A 14,621-nucleotide genomic window follows, 5' to 3' on the forward strand; every position below is an offset into this window, starting at 1 on the left:
CTAACCCAAGCAACACGTCATACCGCGATTCATTCGCGGTATCTCAGCATAGATTCCGCTAACGAGTAGCGGAATGACGGTTGTCGGTAAACTTAAGCCACTTTAGCTATAGCCAGTAACCACTCTATTTCTACCACTGTTTTTTGCCTTATATAAATATTTGTCAGCACGTACTATAAATTTTTTAATATCGTCAAGGTCAGATCCTTGCATTTCTGCAATTCCAATGCTCACAGTTATGTTATGGGTTGTATTTTTGTCCGCAAGTATAAAAGTTTCTTTAGCAATAATTTTTCGTATTCTCTCCGCAATAGTGTACGCATCTGATACATTGGTATCTGGCATTACAACAACAAACTCCTCACCACCAAACCTAGCTAGTAAATCTGTCACTCTGATATTTTCAGAAATTCTTTTCTGTACTTGCTTTAAAAGTTCATCTCCAGCACTATGCCCAAAACTGTCATTCACCATCTTAAAATAGTCTATATCAAGTATCATAAGAGACAACCTTCTATCCTTTTCCACAGAGTCCTTAACAATGTTTCTTAAGTGTGCATCAAAATATCTTCTATTATAACAGTTAGTTAATGGGTCCTTTATAGACATTTCCGCATTATTAAATAAATTCATTCTCAAGGCATCTTGATATCTTTTGCGTTTTACTTGCGAATTAACCCTTGCTACTAACTCACCCTCATCCAAAGGTACTGTTAAATAATCATTAGCACCTACATCAAGTGCTTTTACTAAATTGTTTTTATCATAATCCTCAGAAAGAATCAGAATTGGTGTATAGCGTGTTTCTACTTTACTACGAAACTCAGAACACAAACGCAGGCCGTCAGTTTTTGAAAACTGCATATCAGAAATGATCAGGTCGTAATTATTCTTAATACCAACCTTTAATGCCTCCACTGGATCACTCAGTATTTTAATTGACCTAAAGCGGTGCTTTAGTACATTATATATCTGCTCTGCTTGAAAGACATCTTCATCTACAACAAGTATGTTAGCATCAAAAATCTGATTAGAATAATCCATAATACTGTTTCCTGCTACTCCGCCAATCTCAGCGTTGGTTTCTCCTCTCAAACGCAATTCGTCGATAATCATCTTTAAGCGTGTGAGAGACTTAATTCTCGCAGATAAAGCAGTTTCGTTTATTGGTTTAGTCAGAAAGTCATCTGCACCAGCATTAATGCCTTGTACTCTATTGTGAGTATCATGCAGTGCAGTTACCATAATTATTGGAATATGGGTTGTCAAGGGATCACTCTTTAGCTCCTTACAAACTTGAAAGCCATTCATCTTTGGCATCATGATATCAAGTAATATAATATCAGGCTGCTGCTTTGCTACTAAATCTATAGCTTCTTCACCATCATGAGCTACGATAACCGTATAGTACTCTGCTTTTAGTCGAGCTTCTAAAAGCTTGACATTAGATAGTACATCATCTACTACTAGAATCTTCGCTGTCATTATCTTTAGATGTATTATCTATATCGTAAGTAGGATAAAGCTTACCATTTTTACCAACTATGTAATTTACTTTCTCAGTATTACACTCTTTATATAAGTCTTCAATTCCTGCGTCTTTCAATAACCTCCTAGCTTTTGATTTTATAATCATAAGATACCTATATGTATTCCTAATAAGATCAATAAATACAGGCACCTTATTTCTATCAAGAACAATTATGCTCACTAAAGCAACGACCAAAATTTCTGAAAGACCTATATTAAACATTTTTCCTATGAAGCAAGTACTTTAATCCTCCTGATTATAAATATTAATTTGCTTAAATCAAGTTTAGAAGCAACTATCTCATCTAAAAAACTATTATAACGTTCTATGTAGTCCTTATCATTACAAGCCCAGGTTTGAACCTTATCTTCGGGGTTATCAGTAGCTTTTATGACTTTAACAGCTAGCTTGTGATGGTAATTGCTTAAATCGTCCAATAAATCATTAACTAAGCTGCGATCCCAATAAGAAGAGCGGCTTTTCATCTTGATGGCAATTGTTCTAATCAGATCGAATCTTAACAGCGACTTTAACTCAAAGTATATTTTACCAGCATCAAGAATGGGCAAAGACGTCTGTTCAGCAACAGATATAATATCCAGTGCATAAGTAAGAACGCACAGGTCAGCAATTTTTTTTGCTAGATCTTTATCTATATTAAGTTCCACTAAAGAAGTGTATCCACGATTATAGACCTTTAACAGGTGTTCATCTAAAACATTAGTTAAGTTCTGGCCTAAAGTTTCAATTGCATCTTTAAATTTTGTAACATCATCCAATTCTATAAAGCTAAGTTTGCCAAGATTTTTTACTAACCAAAACGATACTCTGCCAATAAACTTCTGCACATTTCTCACTATTTGCAAGTATGAGTTAATATCAATTTTTCCATCCAATTCATCAATTTTTTGCCACAGGTTATTTAAATCATATAGGTGGTTAACAACGATATATATGTTAACTGCTTCGTGTACCTTAATTCCAGTATTCTCAACTAAATTATTAATAAATATACAGCCCATCCTATTTACTACATCATTTGTAATACAAGTGGAGATAATTTCTCTACGAAGTTGGTGTTTTAATATGAAATCCTTAAACTTTGTTATCATCTTTTTAGGAAAATAACCTAGCAAGTAGTCATTAGATATAAGATCTTTTTCAGGCAGATCGGAATGTATAATTTCATTTTTTATTGCCGTTCTAGCATAAGACATTAGAATAGAAAGCTGAGGAGAACTGAAACCTTCTGCACCAGTTAACATCCTTGCTATCTCTTCTTCAGTTGGAAGAAATTCTACGCTTCGGTTTAACAGCCCAGATTTTTCTAAACTGAGCAGTAACCTGTGGTGCTGCTCCAATCTCTCTTTAGCTTGCAAACACTCAAGAAGTAATGCTTTTGTTTCAATTCTGTTGTGGTTCTCAAGCACTTTGGATGCAACTTCGTCCACCATACTTGCCAGTATTTCATTCCTTTTTTCTAAAGAAACACCCCCTGCTTTCATAGCTGAAACAAATGCAATCTTGATGTTAACTTCAAGGTCCGAACATATCACTCCGGCTGAATTATCAACAAAATCTGCATTTATATATCCACCTCTTTCAGCATATTCTATTCTTCCAAGCTGTGTGCATCCCAAATTTCCGCCTTCTATAAACATAGAAGCTCTAATATCTTTACCATTTACTCTTAACTCATCGTTTGCTTTGTCACCGACCATGCTATGATTTTCACTCTTTGCCTTAACAAACGTGCCAATTCCTCCATTCCATATGAAGTCCACTTCTGCTTTGAGTAGATATCTAATCAAATCACTTGGAGGTAGCATATCTTCTGTTATATCAAAGCATTTTTTTATTTCTTGAGAAATGTTTACTTGCTTGCTGCTACGCTCAAATACTCCTCCACCCTTAGAAATCAAATCTTTGTTATAATCCATCCAAGTTGAAAATGGTAACTCAAAGAGACGTTTACGCTCTGTGAAACTCTTTTCTGCACTAGGATTTGGATCAATAAAAATATGCATATGGTTAAATGCGCCGATTAAATGTATATTTTTTGAAAGCAGCATACCGTTTCCAAATAGATCGCCAGCCATATCTCCAATTCCAATAACAGTTGCATCTTGGTAAATATCCTTATTCATTTTCCAAAAATGCCTCTGCGCTGCAATCCATGCACCTCTGGCTGTAATACCCATTTTTTTGTGATCATAACCTGCTGATCCACCAGATGCAAATGCATCGCCAAGCCAAAAATTGTATTCAGAGGCTATTTGGTTTGCATAGTCAGAAAAAGAAGCAGTGCCTTTATCTGCTGCAACTACCAAGTATGGATCATCCTCATCATACCTAATCACATTCTCTGGTGGAATTATTTTGCCATTAACTACATTATCAGTAATGTCAAGCATTCCCCTGATAAAACTCTTATAGCATTCAACACCTTTCTCTCTTAAAATATCTTTGTCTTTATAAACTTGCTTAATTACAAACCCACCCTTTGCGCCAACAGGTACAATAACCGCATTTTTTGTCATCTGAGCTTTCATGAGCCCCAAAACTTCAGTGCGAAAATCTTCCGTCCTATCCGACCACCTTAAGCCACCACGGGCCAATTTCCCTCCTCTCAGATGTATTCCCTCAAAAAGATTTGAATAAATATACAATTCACGATATGGACGAGGATCAGGCAAACCATTTATTTTATTTGAGTCAAATTTTGTAGATAAATATGGTTTATCGTCTTGATAATAACTGGTCCTTAAAATAGCCATTATCAAGTTAAATATCGAGCGCAAAACGTAATCATGTGAAACATTGCTGATCTCTTTTAGAAGTTCCTCAATTTTTTCTATGAAAATGTCCGTGGTTTCTGCTCTATCAATGTCTATGCTAGGATCAAATCTTGCATGAAATAGTTGTATCAAATACTTTACTATTTTTGGATACTCTGAGACTACCTTTTGGATATATTCTGGATTGTAGTTAAATGACGTCTGCTTTAGGTAAGCACTGAGCGCTCTAACCAGAAGCACTTCTTTCCACTCCAGTCCAGCAATAATGACCAAACTATTGAAATAATCATTTTTAATTTCCTTTCTAAACACTTTCGCAAGTGTTATTTCAAATTGCTCTTTTAGAGTAATGTTGTCTATTAATTCATCGACTCTTGACAACACAAAATGGTGTATCCATATTCCGCCGTTAATTTCTATGTAATAGCCATTATGAGATAGAATCTTAGCTCCCAAATTCTTAGTGATCCTTAATATCTTCGATAATTCAAGGCCTCTATTGCTTGGAGTATAAACCTTTAATTGATAATTAAGATTATCACGAGTAAGTCTTAAATCGACCTCGCTAACTCCTTTTTTCCTCACTATCTCCAATTTTTTCATATCGTAATATGCGTCATGAGGTTCGAAACTCTCTTGATAGCTTATTGGAAATGCCTTGCAATAACGGATGAATATATCCTCAACAGTACTAAAAGTATTATATAAATTGTCTATAAAACGATCTTCCCACTTTTCCGTAATGTTCCTCAATTTGTTTTCGATACGCAAAACTTCGTCATCAGGAACACTAGCATTTTTGGTCTTTAGCACTACATGCAATTTCATCAAATCATATTCATTGATAATGTGATTGTTATAAATATCTGAACTTTCTGCACTTGTCTCATCCTTCAATATGTCACGTATCTTGAACATTAGCCTAGCGCTAGCATAACGCATTGGTATCAGCACTATGCAACTAATAAAATCCCTTACTCTTCTTAAAAATAATCTGACCCTTGGCCTAATCGCAAGAGACATGATCGAAATGCAAATTTTAAATAATTCGTCTTCATTTGATTGGAATAATTCATCACAAGAGAATGCTTGTAAAATAGAAATTAAAGCTTTGTTATTGTGGCCCCCGGTTACAAACCCTGCATTTTTTTCTATAACTTTAACTTTATCTCTTATTATTGGAATAGTTCGAATATCTTGGACCTCCGCTACAGAAGTAAATAGCCCGAAAAAACGCCGTTCCTTTACTACATTACCCTGGTCATCAAATTCTTTTACTCCTATACAATTCATGTATGTACGCCGATGGACTATTGAGATTAGATCTGATCTCAATATGTATAGGGAATCAAGGTTTGCAGAAGGAATCAACGTACTTTGACCTACTCTTATCAGGCCAAGGTCCTTTTTGCTATCACAGACGAGTTTTTCATCTTTACCAGCAATATATTCTTGATAACCTAGAAATACAAAATTATTGTTTTTTAGCCAATCTAAGAAATCTTTTCCTGGTGTCACTCCAGCGTTCGACGCTGGCTGCTCGATGGCAAAAAGAAGACTTTTTGCTTCATCAAGTTTCTTGAGCATTAAGTGCCAATCTTTCACAACGCAATTAACTGCTTTCAGCGTTTTTTGTAGAGATTCTTTTAATGTATCAACAAAACTGTCACTTATACCTTTGATAATTACATATATAACTGATTCTTTGACTCCATTGCTTTCTTCCAAGGAGTAAATCTCATCTATTAGGCCATCTTTTCTTTTAATGTTAATTATGCTGTTGCTGTAATAGCATATGGTTAAATTGTGCGATTTAATAGTTGCAATAACAGAATCAACCAAAAATGGCATATCATCGTTTGTTATCTTAATCGTGGTAAAATCGCCTTCTATTCCTGGTATATCATCTATATTGCTTACTACTAACTTACTTTCATCTTTCTCTTTTTGAGAAACAAAATTGTAAGCATCGTTTACAATATATAGCAAAAACTTATCGTTGGCTTTTAGGTCGCTTTTATAAACAAAACTATAAAAATACTTAATAAATTTTTTAATTTTTTCTTTATCTTGCTGATTTTCTTGATCAACTAACTCAAATAAAGACTCAGTGTCAACATTATGATCTATACACATTTTTTTAACAAAAATACACAGTGAACTTAAACCTTTTTAACTAAGATTTCATTATCAAGAGCGTACACTATTAGCTCATCATTTTCTACTACTTCCCCTGATAAAACTAATTTAGCTAAATTATTTTGGATACACTCTTGTATAACCCTTTTTAGGGGCCTTGCTCCATATTCAGGGTCATAGCCAGTTTGTGCTATTAGTTCTTTAGCTTCCTGCGACAAACTTATACTCAGTTTACGCTTAGCAAGTGTTTTTTGTAAATAAGAAAATTGAACATCTATAATTTTATAGATGTCATCTCTGGTTAAACTGTGGAATATAATAATTTCATCCAGCCTGTTTAAAAATTCTGGACGAAATGCTGATTTAACTATTTGCATCACTTCGCTTTTTACAGAGTTAGCAACTCCTCCTTCCGATGTCATTCCAGCGCGTGACGCTGGAATCTGCATCTGGATCCCAGTGTCAGCTACTTGGATGACAGGAGGTAGAGTCTCATTTTCTGTAACTCCCTTAAGCATTATCTCTGCACCAAGGTTAGAAGTTAAGATCAGTATGGTGTTGCGAAAATCAACTAATTTGCCATGACTATCAGTGAGTCTACCCTCATCCAAGATTTGCAGCAATAGATTAAATATATCTGGATTTGCCTTCTCTATTTCATCAAACAGAATAACCTGATATGGCCTTCTTCTTACTGCTTCGGTTAATCTGCCACCTTGCTCATAGCCAACATACCCTGGAGGCGCGCCAATTAGCTTTGAAACAGAATGTTTTTCCATATATTCTGACATATCAAAACGCAAAAGCGCTGATTGATCGTCAAACAGAAATTCAGCAAGGGCTTTTGCCAGTTCTGTTTTTCCAACCCCGGTTGGGCCTAAGAATAAAAATGAACCGAAAGGTCGATTAGTATCTTGCACACCAGAGCGAGAGCGCCTAACTGCATTACTTATTGCTTCTATCGCGCCTTTTTGCCCTATTACTCTTCTTCCTATTTCATTCTCCATGTTAAGAAGTTTTTCCTTTTCGCTGTGCATCATGTTATCAACTGGAATTCCTGTCCACTTTGAAACAATGTTTGCAATATCATCTCCAGTCACTTCTTTCTTTAAGAAACTATCAGTAACCTTTTCCTGATTTTTTAATTCATTCTCAAGCTGAGGGATCACACCATACATCAGCTCTCCTGCTTTTCCTAAATTTCCACTCCGCTGAGCCAATTCCAGCTCTTTTCTGGCGTTATCTAATTTTTCAACTGTTTCTTGTATTCTAGCTATTTTATTCTTTTCCATCTGCCATTTGCTGTTCAAGTCAGCAAATTTACTGTTTAGATTTTCGATCTCTTCATTTATCTTTTTTAAACGCTGTTTAGAATTTTCATCACTTTCTTTTTTTAGAGCTTCTGCTTCAATCTTTAGCTGTATAACCTTTCTCTCAAGTTCATCAATAACTTCAGGCTTGCTATCCATTTCAATTCTCACCCTACTTGCTGCTTCATCAATCAAATCAATTGCTTTATCAGGTAAAAACCTATCTGTTATATATCTATTGGACAACGTTGCAGCAGCAATTATTGCACCGTCTGTAATTCTTATACCATGATGCACTTCATATCTTTCCTTCAAACCCCTGAGTATTGAAATGGTATCAGTTTCAGTTGGTTGAGAGATAAACACAGGCTGGAAACGCCGTGCAAGTGCAGGATCTTTTTCTATATGTTCACGATATTCATCTAAAGTTGTGGCTCCTATACAGCGAATTTCTCCACGCGCAAGAGCAGGCTTCAGCAGATTCGAGGCATCCATTGCACCACTTATTGCTCCTGCTCCAACTAAAGTATGAAGCTCATCTATAAACAAGATAACTTTTCCCTCTGTTTTTGAAATTTCATTAATCACTGCTTTTAACCTTTCTTCAAATTCTCCTCTAAACTTCGTTCCAGCGATTAATGCACCAAGATCCAAAGCTAAAACCTTTGCATCACGCAAACCAAGTGGCACATCGTTTGCAACAATTCTGTTTGCAAGCCCCTCGACTATTGCAGTTTTTCCAACACCAGGTTCACCTATCAGCACTGGATTATTTTTTGTCCGCCTCAGTGATACCTGCATAGTTCTTCTGATCTCTTCATCACGACCAATTACAGGATCAAGCTTGCCTTGCATAGCAAGCTCTGTAATATCCTTTGTATATCTCTTAGCAGCGTTCAATTTTTCCTCACTATTTGGCGAGTCTGCACTGCTACCTTTCCTCATGTCTGTAACAACTGAATTTAATTTTTGCGGTGTAACACCATTCTCTGCCAGAATTTTGCCTACAGTATCATCTTTTTGTGCAGTGAGGCCCTGCAGTAAACGCTCAACAGCAACAAATGAATCTTTATTTCTCTTTGCAAGACCAATTGAATCTTCAAAAACTTTTGCTATTTCTCTTGAAAGTTGAAGTCCACCACTTCCTGGACCTTCAACTACTGGAAACTTTTTTATTGCGCTATCCACAGCATCAGAAATACTTTGCACATTTCCACCACAAGCGTTTATCAAATCCTGAACTAAACCTAATTCATCCTCAAGCATCACTTTGAGTAAATGCTCAGGCATAAAAATCTGATGCCCAGCTCCCAACGCTTTCATCTGAGCACTTTGAATTAGACTTTTTGCTTTTTCGGTAAATTTATTTAAGTCCATAACACCAGTTAAATTCGTATTTGCTGATGTATATAACAACTGATTTCATAAATTTAAACCTAAAGTTGTTTATTGTTAGGTATGGTTTGCAAAAATTTAAAACTTTCTTAAGAACCTGTTTAAAATCTTCGTAATAGGAGAGAAATGAAGGAAAGGACAATCATTTGCAAGCTGGTATTGAGTTTACGTTCGCAATTTTTCCACAACCGCCTACACTTTTCCAACCAAGCAAAAGAGCGCTCAACGACCCATCTCTTTGGCAATACAACAAAGGTCACTGGGATCCAGAAAAGTTTGCTTGTTTATAAGCAAACTAGCATGGAAAGTAGCTGATCTTATACTAAATGAATGTTTTTGATGAGGTTGCATAGAAGCTGGATTCCAGTGGGCTTTGTTGCATAGCAACCGAAAAAATCTGGTGGCTACTGACAAAATTCATTATAAATAACCATTTAACTGTTGAAGAAAAAATATGCCACAGAAAATGAAAGTCAGTAACCAAAACGAATATAACAAATTCCTTGAAAAAAGGGGAAATATTTTTCGTTACATCGATGAAGCTATCGAAAATTGGTATGAAAATAGTCCAAAAATGCAGGGCGGCAACTATATTTACAGTGATAAAGTCGTAATTTTGGTGCATATAATTGTCAATCTTTTTAGAATTGGGTTAAGACAAACGGTGGGGTTTATAAAAGGATATCTGCAACAAATAGGAAAAAATTTGGCAGTTATCAGCTATTCACAAGCATCAAGAAGGTTTAAAAAACTTAATATTAAGATAAATGATTGCAGGGTTGATAAAAGCAACATGGAAAATATTGAAATTATCATAGATAGCACAAGTATCAGCATTTACAGTAACACTCCTGGCCACAGTAAGGAAAACAGTGCAGATAGAAAGTACCGAAGCTACGAGCAAGTAAGAAAGTTACATGTTATGTTAAGTGTGAATAGTAAAAAAGCTATAGCTGCAAGATACAGTAATGGCGTCTACTCTGACCACTATGGAGCTTGCGATTTGCTTGAAGAAGTTAATTTTCAGCACAAAATAAAAGCATTATATGCAGATAGGGCATACGATAGGCACAAACTTTATAAATTGTGTAAGAAATACGATATAAAGACAAAAGTTCTACCAAAAAAGGATGCAGCAGAACATTCAAAAATAGATTATATGTCTGACAGGAATGCTGCTATTAGGTTAATAAAATTATATGGACAAGATGGTGTAAAAGAGTGGAAAAAGGAAGCAATTTATGGAAAGAGATCTTACATAGAAGGATTTTTCTCAAGGTTGAAGCAAGTATTTGGATTTAGCTTTAGGAATAAATCTGAAGTAAATCGTGAAAAAGAATTACTAATTAAGTGCTATTTGCTCAACAAATTCACTGATATTGGTATGGCTAAATTTGAAATCATTACATAAATTTGTCGTAAACCATCACTGCTTAAGGTGCTATGCAACAAAGCCATTCCAGTGTCAAGCACTGGAATGACAGCAGTCCTACGTCATACCATCGCGAACCGTCATACCACCACGAACCGTCATACCGTGATTCATTCACGGTATCTCTTAGCCGCTAACAAGTAGCGGGATGACGATTGTCAGGGTGTCATTCCAGCGCCCCTATGATGTCATCCAAGTAGCCAACACTGGGATGGCTTTGTTGCATCGCTAGCTATGATGGATTAAAGATAAAAAAGATGGAGAATATCAGTAGCTTATTATTCTGGTATTTATAACAAGAACGGTCAGTGAATACCTAAATTTGAGTAAAAGAAATTTCACTACCACTCACTAATCCGGCTAAAATTCAAGAATTTCAATGCTTTAGCTATTTTCAATAGAATTAAGTTTATTAATATAAATAATAAATTACTATTCTTAAATTTGATCAGATTGATTGCAAAAAAACAAGATTTTCAATAGGTTGCTTATAATCCTAGCTATAGTTAGCCTTTCATAAGTAGCGATGCAACAAAGCCCACTGGGATCCAGGAAACTTAACTCTACACCAAGTAAATGTACAATAAGAACTAGATTCCAGACTGGAATGACAGCAGTCCTACGTCATACCATCGCGAACCGTCATACCGCCGTGAATTAACCGTCATACCGTCACGGTATCTCTTGACATAGATCCCGCTGCGGGATGACGAATTACTATACCACCGCGAACCGTCATACCACCACGAACCGTCATACCGTGATTCATTCACGGTATCTCTTAGCCGCTAACAAGCAGCGGGACGACGATTGTCAGGGTGTCATTCCAGCGCCCCTATAATGTCATCCCAGTGCTCCTTTCTTGTCATCCCAGTACTGATTAGCTATAAAATTTAAGAAGATATTTAAGAAATTTACCAAATAAAAAAAAGGCAAAAGAAGCCCCGTGGTGCGAGTTTTGACTCTATATTACTGTAAGTGGCGCTGTAATAATGTGCTAACGCTTAAAATAAGCGCGATTTGGCTGAATGTAGAAAAAATAAAAAAGACATGCAGCCGCTATAATTTTATGTAATCCGCCAAAAAATACCCTGAGTTTTTTACTGAATTTTGTCATTGAGCCTGCAGGTCAAAAACAAGTTTTGAGTCATAAATACCCTTATTGTCATAATAAGGGGGCTGGCGGAGTTTGTCAAGCAAGTTTCTATATAATATTTTCTAAAATAAATGGACTTCTCGCATCCAATTTCGGCAGCGCATGACACACAACTGCAATGACAAGGTGTTGTAAGATATTACCACAAACATCATATTCACACGAAATACTTGACTTCACTTGTACTAAGAAGCATTTTATATATATTGTGTGCCCGTAGCTCAGCTGGATAGAGCAACAGCCTTCTAAGCTGTGGGTCGTAGGTTCGAATCCTACCGGGCACACTCTTCTATCAATACTTTCTATAAATCTTCAAGTATTCTGGCACCACATTTTCAATTGCTAATGGTCGAACCTTCATTGTTTCAAGGTCAGCTGACTTTTCGATTGAGCTATTCATCATAACTTTCACCTGATCTTGAGTAAGCACAGGGTTCGTATCTCCGGTTATTGGTTTTAGCAGCATAGAAATAATTTTATTTTCTAAAAAGAAAGCTATTAACTTTGCCATTGGAAAAGATACATTGATCAACAAACACTTTCTGTTAGTAACATTCAGAATAAACTTCAATAAGCTTTTGAAAGAGTAAACCTTTGGTCCACCCATGTTATAAATTTTCTTGTCTTGCTTATTAAAACTGATAATACGATATACCACTTCAGCTAAGTCTGTTACACATATTGGCTGAAATTTAGTCGTTCCATTGCCAATTAGCGGCAAAAAAGGAAGAACAGTTGCTAATCTTGCAAATTTATTAAAGAAGTTATCTTCTTTACCAAATACAAGGCTTGGCCTAATTATTATTGCTTCTTGAAATGCTGAAGTTACAGCTTTTTCACCTTCCAATTTACTTTTGGCATATTTTGACAACTTGCTATTTTCTATTCCCATAGCGGAAAAATGTATCATCATAGGTACATTTTTCATTTTTGCAGCTTTTGCTATCCTTTCAGCTATTTTAACGTGAACAGCGTAAAAATCGTGCTTTTTTGCTTCATATAATATTCCCACTAAGTTTATGGCTACATCACATTCTTCCATACCCTCTAGAACTGATTTTTCATCAAAAAAATCGCCTTTAAATATTGATATTTGTCCCAAATTGCCACACAATTTTAAACAAGCAGCTTTTTCCTGATTACGAGTGAATATCTTTATTAAATATCCTTCTGCTGCCAAGCGTCTTACGATGTGTTTCCCTATAAACCCCGTTCCACCAAAAATAATTACACGTTTTGTCACGATTAAAGTTCCTAATAATTTGTTACTGTAAATTAATACAATGATTTTGCTTAATATTCTATTATGAATTCCCGTACAATAAGATCCATTTTCATTCTTCGTGAGCCTTTAACTAGAATTGCGTCATTATTCTGAATAATGTTAGCTAAATCACTTTTCAATTGATTAGAATCATTAAAATGCGCGCCTCTTATATTATCTGGCAAAAGCTCATGCAATTCTAACATAAATTTACCAACTGTATAAATTTTATCTATATTATTTTCTGTGACAATCTTAACCAAATCTGTATGAAATTCTATGCTTTTATCACCAAGTTCCAACATATCACCAAGCAAAGCTACTTTTCTCTGATTAGAATATGTACTCAAAGTTTTTATTGCAGTTTTCATCGAAGCAGGGCTGGCGTTATAGGAGTCATCAATTAAATGTATATATTTTTTATTGTATTTGACCTTATGAATATTGCCTCTACCTTTCGTTACACTAAAATTCTTAAGTGCAAGTGGTAATTTTGATAAATCAAGTCCGAGGCTCTGCACAACTGCTGCAACAACAAGTAGCGAATAAGCAAAATGCTCACCTTGTACACGTAAATTACAGTTTATAATTTGATTATCACTCAGCCTGATTTTTAAACTTAATCTATTAGCAACTCGGTTTGATGTCATTCCAGCGCGTGACGCTGGAATCCAGTCTTTATTATACAACCGTCTGATATGCTCATTTGCAATTGAACTTCCTGGATCCCAGTGTCTGGGCACTGGGATGACAGAAGATAGTGCTGAAATGACAGAAGATTCATCGTTTCTTATTAAGTTTAGTAAACAAACTTCAGCATTTTTATCTTTACCGAGGCTTATTACATTTCTATTGGCGCGTGATGAGAGATAATCATAATATTTATTATCTCTGTTCAAGACCAAAGTACCATTACTTTTCATACCATATAGAATTTCTAACTTCGCTTGTGCAACGTCAAATAGTGATGAAAAATTTTCAGTATGTGCAGGTTCGATGTTGGTAATAACTGCAATATTTGGATTACTAATCTTTGATAATTCTTTTATTTCACCAGCTTTATTCATTCCCATTTCAAGGATTAAGTACTGGCAGTTTTTTGGAGCTTTTAGAATTGTCAAAGGCAATCCTATATTATTATTTAAGTTACCTTTGTTTGCATGGGACACTCCATATTGCGATAAAACAGTGTGCAGCATATCCTTTGTAGTGGTTTTCCCGACACTGCCTGTAATTGCAATAATTTTAGCATCAACAAGAATATTTCTAATATAGTATGATGCCATATCGTGCAAAGCTTTCAGGGTATCTTGTACAATAATGAGAGGGAAATTTTTATATTTACCCTCACTTACTATTGCAGCGGCAGCCCCTTTTAAAAACGCTTCATGCAAAAAATTATGGCCATCAAAATTCTTTCCCTTGAGTGCAATAAATAAATCACCTTTTTTTATGCTTCTTGTGTCCGTTGAAATATTTGAGCTATGTGTCCAATTACAACCATTTACGCCTCTTCCGCCAGTTGCATCAATGATATTATTTGTATTCCACTTAAACATAATTTAGAGAGTACTCTTTAAAGTAAATTGAATAAAG

At 35.4% G+C, this 14,621-nt stretch carries 8 protein-coding genes, 1 tRNA gene and 1 pseudogene; 3 read left to right on the plus strand and 7 right to left on the minus strand.

All coding sequences use genetic code 11. The annotated features are described in order from the left end of the window. Positions 1–102: 102 nt before the first annotated feature. The 5 genes and pseudogenes from OOK92_RS04550 to OOK92_RS04570 all read right to left on the minus strand — a co-directional run. Positions 103–1,485 (minus strand): PleD family two-component system response regulator, encoded by a 1,383-nt coding sequence (locus OOK92_RS04550; protein WP_264735366.1) that lies wholly within the window; start codon positions 1,483–1,485, stop codon positions 103–105. Continuing rightward, complete coding sequence (gene tatB / locus OOK92_RS04555) at positions 1,457–1,753, minus strand: Sec-independent protein translocase subunit TatB (RefSeq protein ID WP_253307184.1); 297 nt, start codon at positions 1,751–1,753, stop codon at positions 1,457–1,459. The genes OOK92_RS04550 and tatB overlap by 29 nt, the downstream gene beginning before the upstream one ends. A gap of 5 nt (positions 1,754–1,758) precedes the next feature. Beyond that, a complete protein-coding gene (locus tag OOK92_RS04560; RefSeq protein ID WP_264735367.1) occupies positions 1,759–6,465 on the minus strand; it encodes an NAD-glutamate dehydrogenase in 4,707 nt (1,568 codons plus the stop codon). Between the two features lie 26 nt (positions 6,466–6,491). Continuing rightward, positions 6,492–9,155 carry an ATP-dependent chaperone ClpB gene (clpB, locus tag OOK92_RS04565; protein WP_264736387.1) on the minus strand — a complete coding sequence of 888 codons (2,664 nt, stop codon included), beginning with the start codon at positions 9,153–9,155 and terminating at the stop codon, positions 6,492–6,494. 119 nt (positions 9,156–9,274) lie between these two features. Further along, positions 9,275–9,430 (minus strand): annotated as a pseudogene (locus OOK92_RS04570) (transposase); the annotation flags it as partial. Positions 9,431–9,627: 197 nt separating this feature from the next. Between OOK92_RS04570 and OOK92_RS04575 the strand changes: the two are divergent. From OOK92_RS04575 to OOK92_RS04585, 3 genes are all read left to right on the plus strand, one after another. Beyond that, on the plus strand, positions 9,628–10,584 hold the full coding sequence (locus OOK92_RS04575) for an IS5 family transposase (RefSeq protein WP_264735368.1): 957 nt from the start codon (positions 9,628–9,630) through the stop codon (positions 10,582–10,584). Between the two features lie 547 nt (positions 10,585–11,131). Next, positions 11,132–11,266 carry a hypothetical protein gene (locus OOK92_RS04580; protein WP_264735369.1) on the plus strand — a complete coding sequence of 45 codons (135 nt, stop codon included), beginning with the start codon at positions 11,132–11,134 and terminating at the stop codon, positions 11,264–11,266. A 705-nt stretch (positions 11,267–11,971) separates the two neighbouring features. Next, positions 11,972–12,045 (plus strand) — tRNA-Arg (locus OOK92_RS04585). 8 nt (positions 12,046–12,053) lie between these two features. On the opposite strand, the gene OOK92_RS04590 is transcribed toward OOK92_RS04585, so the two are convergent. After that, entirely contained in the window at positions 12,054–13,004 is a 951-nt protein-coding gene (locus OOK92_RS04590; protein WP_253307182.1) for a complex I NDUFA9 subunit family protein, read from the minus strand. 50 nt (positions 13,005–13,054) lie between these two features. After that, positions 13,055–14,584 carry a UDP-N-acetylmuramoyl-tripeptide--D-alanyl-D-alanine ligase gene (locus OOK92_RS04595; RefSeq protein WP_253307181.1) on the minus strand — a complete coding sequence of 510 codons (1,530 nt, stop codon included), beginning with the start codon at positions 14,582–14,584 and terminating at the stop codon, positions 13,055–13,057. Between the last annotated feature and the right edge of the window lie 37 nt (positions 14,585–14,621).

The sequence above is a fragment of the Wolbachia endosymbiont (group A) of Rhinocyllus conicus genome, from assembly GCF_947250775.1.
Taxonomy (GTDB): Bacteria; Pseudomonadota; Alphaproteobacteria; order Rickettsiales; family Anaplasmataceae; genus Wolbachia.

What these genes read in the sequence shown, in the direction of transcription:
- tatB (WP_253307184.1), bottom strand. Translation starts at nt 1,753, where the DNA reads ATGTTTAATATAGGTCTTTCAGAAATTTTGGTCGTTGCTTTAGTGAGC.
- OOK92_RS04595 (WP_253307181.1), bottom strand. Translation starts at nt 14,584, where the DNA reads ATGTTTAAGTGGAATACAAATAATATCATTGATGCAACTGGCGGAAGA.
- OOK92_RS04550 (WP_264735366.1), bottom strand. Translation starts at nt 1,485, where the DNA reads ATGACAGCGAAGATTCTAGTAGTAGATGATGTACTATCTAATGTCAAG.
- OOK92_RS04575 (WP_264735368.1), top strand. Translation starts at nt 9,628, where the DNA reads ATGCCACAGAAAATGAAAGTCAGTAACCAAAACGAATATAACAAATTC.
- OOK92_RS04560 (WP_264735367.1), bottom strand. Translation starts at nt 6,465, where the DNA reads ATGTGTATAGATCATAATGTTGACACTGAGTCTTTATTTGAGTTAGTT.
- OOK92_RS04580 (WP_264735369.1), top strand. Translation starts at nt 11,132, where the DNA reads ATGCAACAAAGCCCACTGGGATCCAGGAAACTTAACTCTACACCAAGT.
- clpB (WP_264736387.1), bottom strand. Translation starts at nt 9,155, where the DNA reads ATGGACTTAAATAAATTTACCGAAAAAGCAAAAAGTCTAATTCAAAGT.